Origin of the sequence: Nostoc sp. NOS(2021) (genome assembly GCF_017115025.1) — a bacterium.
GTDB lineage: Bacteria > Cyanobacteriota > Cyanobacteriia > Cyanobacteriales > Nostocaceae > Nostoc.
This window is the reverse complement of record NZ_JABXKM010000110.1, coordinates 4,282-9,699: the sequence shown is the minus strand read 5'-3', so window position 1 is coordinate 9,699 and position 5,418 is coordinate 4,282. Positions and strand designations below refer to the sequence as shown.

The 5,418-nt window shown below is 45.9% G+C and carries 4 protein-coding genes; 2 read left to right on the top strand and 2 right to left on the bottom strand.

The window, feature by feature from the left end; all coding sequences use genetic code 11:
- The first annotated feature begins 252 nt into the window (after nucleotides 1-252).
- A complete protein-coding gene (locus HWQ41_RS13880) occupies nucleotides 253-1,566 on the top strand; it encodes a TldD/PmbA family protein (RefSeq protein ID WP_292763542.1) in 1,314 nt (437 codons plus the stop codon).
- 243 nt (nucleotides 1,567-1,809) lie between these two features.
- Nucleotides 1,810-4,473 carry a chloride channel protein gene (locus HWQ41_RS13875; protein ID WP_292763541.1) on the top strand — a complete coding sequence of 888 codons (2,664 nt, stop codon included), beginning with the start codon at nucleotides 1,810-1,812 and terminating at the stop codon, nucleotides 4,471-4,473.
- A 34-nt stretch (nucleotides 4,474-4,507) separates the two neighbouring features.
- On the opposite strand, the gene HWQ41_RS13870 is transcribed toward HWQ41_RS13875, so the two are convergent.
- On the bottom strand, nucleotides 4,508-4,699 hold the full coding sequence (locus HWQ41_RS13870; protein WP_292763540.1) for a hypothetical protein: 192 nt from the start codon (nucleotides 4,697-4,699) through the stop codon (nucleotides 4,508-4,510).
- A gap of 300 nt (nucleotides 4,700-4,999) precedes the next feature.
- The coding region (locus HWQ41_RS13865; protein ID WP_292763539.1) for a WD40 repeat domain-containing protein at nucleotides 5,000-5,418 on the bottom strand (419 nt) is incomplete at its 5' end.

Here is a 5,418-nt window from a genome sequence, read left to right as displayed (position 1 = left end):
GTCCAATAACTAATGACTAATGACCAATGACTAATGACTAATGACTAGATCCGTCGAGATATGGCGATGATTTGGGATAATTAACTGCGTCCATCAACGTTGATCTGCGGTTCAAAATCGCAACTGCCGAAACACGCTGATGATTTTTGGATAGTTATCTGCGTCCATCAGCGAAAAGTTCGATCGCTAGGGATCAGACTTTCAAGAGACAGCGTTGATATGCGGTTCAAAATCCACAATTCACTAAGGGTCATGGGTTCTGAAAATTTGTCACAAGATACACTAGCAGAACAGCTGCTGGAACTAGCTATAAAATCTGGAGCAGAAGCTGCTGAAGTGTATCAGTCGCGATCGCTTTCTCGTCCAGTGTTTTTTGAGGCAAACCGTCTCAAACAGCTAGAAACTAACCAATCTGAAGGCACAGCACTACGGCTTTGGCGAAACGGGCGTCCGGGACTCACGGTGGCTTACGGTTCTGTCCTAGCCGAAGTAATGGTGGAAAAAGCTCTGGCACTAAGTCAACTTAATCATCCAGAAACAGTAGAATTAGGCTCTAACTTTCAGCCCTCTTACCCAGATTTAGGGGAAAGTGTGCCGATAGAGATTTTGGTCGGCTGGGGCGCAGAAGCGATCGCACTTATCCGTGATGCCTATCCCGATGTTGTTTGCAATGGTGACTGGGAATGTGATATTGAAACCACTAGACTAGTCAATACCAAAGGTTTAGATTGTCACTACACCGATACTACCCTCAGTTGCTACATATCAGCAGAATGGGTGCGTGGCGATGATTTTTTGAATGTTGCTGATGGACAAACTCAGCGGGGTGAACTCCACCCTGAGAGATTAGCTAATCAAATTTTACAGAGGTTAATTTGGGCCAGAGAAAATGTCTCACCTCCGACTGGTCGCATCCCGGTTTTGTTCACTTCAAAAGCCGCCGATATGCTTTGGAGTACTGTGCAAGCAGCTTTGAATGGCAAGCGAGTTTTAGAAGTAGCTTCGCCTTGGGCAGAACGCCTCGGGAACCCAGTAGTTGCACCTAGCCTCACCCTCTACCAAGACCCGGAAGCGGGCCCTTACAGTTGTCCTTTCGATGATGAAGGCAGTCCGACTCAATCTTTAGTATTTATCCAAAACGGGACTTTACAGCATTTTTATGGCGATCGCACCACCGGGCACCAACTGGGTACTGACACCACTGGAAATGGTTTTCGCCCTGGTTTAGGTAGCTATCCCATCCCTGGTTTATTTAATTTTCTCATCCAGCCCGGTTCGGCATCGCTACCAGATTTGATTCAACAACTGGATGATGGCTTGATTGTGGATCAAATACTGGGTGATGGCGGCAGTATTTCTGGAGATTTTTCGATCAACGTAGATTTAGGCTACCGCGTCCAAAATGGTCACGTAATTGGGCGCGTTAAGGATACGATGGTTGCAGGTAATGTCTACACAGCCCTGAAGCAATTGGTTACACTGGGCAACGATGCTGATTGGAATGGTTCTTGTTACACTCCATCTCTGATAGTAGAAGGGCTATCCACTACCGGGAGAAGCAATTGAAGAAGAATACAGAATTCAGAATTCTGTATACTCTACCCATAAAGGGATAGAGTTTTAATTAGGAAGAATATTTAATACTAGTTTCGTCCACTAGGGGCGAGATTTTAAGCAATATTCAGACACTCGCTACCGCTACGCTATCACCGACTCGTACACAATTCATACTGAATTCTGACGCCAAGCCGCAGAGCAATCCTAAGCTTTGCTCCTGATTTCTGAATTCTTCTTGATAAATTTGACATCATGTGGTACTCACCTATCTTCCAGCGCTTTCGGCAACAGCTACAACCACGGCGTCGTTTAGCAATTTTTGAAGCTTGTCTGATTGGTTTGGTTTCAGCCCTTGCAGCAGTCTTACTTAAATCGGGGGTGGGATTGCTAGGTGCCTGGCGAGTGCAGACATCGCTGCTGCTACCAGCTTGGTTCGTGCTACCAGGTATCGGACTCACCTTTGGATTCCTAGCAGGATGGCTGGTTGAGCGCGTAGCCCCAGAAACTTCCGGGAGCGGTATTCCTCAAGTCAAAGCAGTGCTAGCCCGTATACCAATTGCTTTAGATTTGCGGGTTGCTCTGGTCAAGCTAATCGGTGGTATTCTGGCACTAGGTTCTGGGCTAGCTTTAGGGCGGGAAGGCCCAACAGTTCAGGTCAGCGCCGCTTTAGCCGCTCAACTAAGTCGGTGGTTTCCGACTTCACCAGACCACCGCCGCCAGTTGATTGCTGCTGGTGCAGGAGCAGGGTTAGCGGCTGCCTTCAATACGCCAATTGCAGGTGTGTTGTTTGTCGTCGAAGAACTGTTACAGGATTTCTCTGAATTTACTCTAGGCACTGCGATTCTGGCTTCTTTTATCGGTGCCGTGGTCTCCCGCTTATTGGGTGGTCGCAGCCTGGATCTGAATCTAGCATTAACTGCTTCCAAGACAGAGTTTTTGGTTCAAGATATTCCCTTCTATTTGGTGTTGGGGGTTCTGGCTGGCTTGATGGGGGCGCTGTTCAATCGTGGGATTATTACCAGCTTAACTGTTTACCGACGCTCGCTGCGTTTTGGATTACCTGCTCGTGTGGCACTAGCTGGGTTAGTGTCTGGGATGATTGTGGCATTACTACCGCTAGCATTTCGAGACAACACAGGACTACGGGAAATTTTAATTACAGGTGAGGCTAGCTGGTCAATGGCCGCGATCGCCTTTTTATCCCAGTTTATCCTGACCCTGGTAGCCTATGGCTCTGGTGTGCCCGGAGGATTGTTTGCTCCCGCTTTGACCCTTGGGGCTGCCCTTGGCTACTTGGTGGGTATAGGAGAACACAGTCTGCTTCTTCCTTTCGGGATAGCGACTGGATTACCAATTACCTATGCCTTGGCAGGAATGGGCGCATTTTTTACTGCGGTCGCCAGAGTGCCAATCACAGGGATAATAATTGTGTTTGAAATGACTACAGATTTCAACTTAGTGCTGCCCTTAATGATTGGCTGTGCAACGTCGTATCTAGTCGCCGAAAAGTTAGAGCCAGGATCACTATACGACAAACTTTTGGCGTGGAATGGCATAACTATCGAAAAAGCACCACCTGCGGGGGGGATAATGACAAATTTGACAGCCAAAGATGTCATGCAGCAACAAGTAGAAACTCTGGATACAGAGATGCCTTTAGATGAAGTGATGCAGGCATTTGCCCGTTCTCACCATCGGGGCTTTCCAGTGGTAGAGGAGAGCAAGCTTGTCGGAATTGTGACGCAATCAGATTTACTAAATATCCGCGATCGCAACTTAGCAAACGATACTCCCTTACGGGAAATAATGACCACCACTCCGATGAGCGTAACATCGATCCACAGCCTGAGCAATGTGCTGTATTTACTCGATCGCTATCAAATCAGTCGTTTACCAGTGGTAGATGGACGGAAACTGATTGGAATTATTACCCGTGGAGATATTATTCGGGCGGAAGCAGACCATCTCAATGGTGAAAATGCCACCCCAAGACTGCGACCAGAACCTTCATATGTAGTTTACCAAACGCGATCGCCCAGCACCGGCAGAGGTAGATTATTAGTACCCGTAGCAAATCCCGAAACAGCGGGTATTTTATTACAAATGGCAGCAGCTATTGCCCGCGATCGCCATTATGAAATAGATTGCGTGCAAGTGATGCTGATACCCCGCCACAGTTCCCCATCGGAAACACAGGTAAGAACGGCAAAAAGTCGCCGCTTGCTACGACAGGCGGAAGTCTTAGCAAAAAAATGGCAAATTCCCCTGCACACGCAGATTCGAGTTACCCATGATGTAGCCCAGTCCATTTTGGAGACAATCAACGAAGAACACATCGACCTGATTTTAATGGGATGGAAAGGTGGCACATCTACCCCTGGTCGGATTTTTGGCAACGTTGTAGACACCATAATTCGCCAAGCCACCTGCGAAGTAGTCTTAGTAAAATTAGGCACCACTCAGCAATCTCCAGTAGAGACGCGATTAATCGCGTCTCTGCCTACTCAACACTCCTTCAATCGCTGGCTAGTTCCAATGGCTGGTGGCCCCAATTCCCGGCTAGCGATTAAATTGCTTCCAGCTTTACTGACATTGGGAAATGAACCACAAATTCGCCTAACACAGGTGTTTAAGCCATCTGAATTAAAGCCAGACATGACAATTTCAGAACAAGCCATCCGCCATTTGATGCGTCGCCGCAAATTGTCCAGTACTGTAGTTGCTCTCCCAGTCCAAGCTAATTCAGTAGCTGAAGGAGTGATTAACCTAGTGAAAACCGAAGGTTACGATGTTGTCGTTTTGGGAGCTTCGCGCGAGGGATTGTTGCAGCAGGCGATTCAAGGTAATATTCCCGAAGCGATCGCCTCTGGTGTAGAAAGTACAGTGATTTTGGTTAGGGGTGCAATTAACAAGTGAACAAACAGGGATTGTAAGATAAATATTGATTCTACTAACGATAAAATATACCAATAATCAGAGAAAAAATTATTGGTATTAGGATTGGAATAGCAACTATAAGTCCCCACTTCCCAAACTTAATTTCCTCACCCTCAGATTTTAAAAACGCAATCCAACCTACAACTCCCATCAATATCCAAATACACCCAAAGGCAAGAAATATAACAAACACTGAATCTTCCATTTTTAATCAATTAAATTTATACAAAAAACTGGAAAATAAATTTTAATTCATTTCGTTCAATAGGTCTGCTAAACTTGCACGAAACTGGCTAAAATCAAAAGCTTCAATAGTTGTTTGTTGCAAGTATTATGGTTGCTAAATTACTGGATTAGAGCAATCACCTTGCAAGATTTGAATTAGATTGTCAGCAATTTATTCTACGTTATCAGGGTCAACTAAATATCCCAATTTCTCCTCAATATTCTGGGGTGAAACGCGAAAAAGTGGCAACCTATCCCGAATCACCCCGACCAGCACTTTTCAGTGAATCATCTGCCAAACCTTGAGAATGTTCTCACCACTCCCACCACCGGCAATAGTTTGTCCATCTGGGCTGATGGCAATGGCATAAATATATCCAGAACCAGTTTCTAAAGTGTGGATTTCCTTTCCTGTTACCGAATTCCACAGTTTAATTGTCTTGTCACTACTACCGCTGACAAGGTTGACACCATTTGGAGTTGCACTGGGCAAAAAGGCAACGGAATTAACCTTATCATTATGTCCCTTTAAAGTGTGGATTAACTTGCCTGTCTCCAGATTCCACAATTTAATTGTTTTGTCTTTACTACCACTGGCAAGGGTCTTCCCATCGGGAGCAAAAGCAACCGAAAGAATCCGCTCACTATGTCCCTGCAAGGTGCGGATTAACTTTCCTGTCTCCAGATTCCACAATTTAA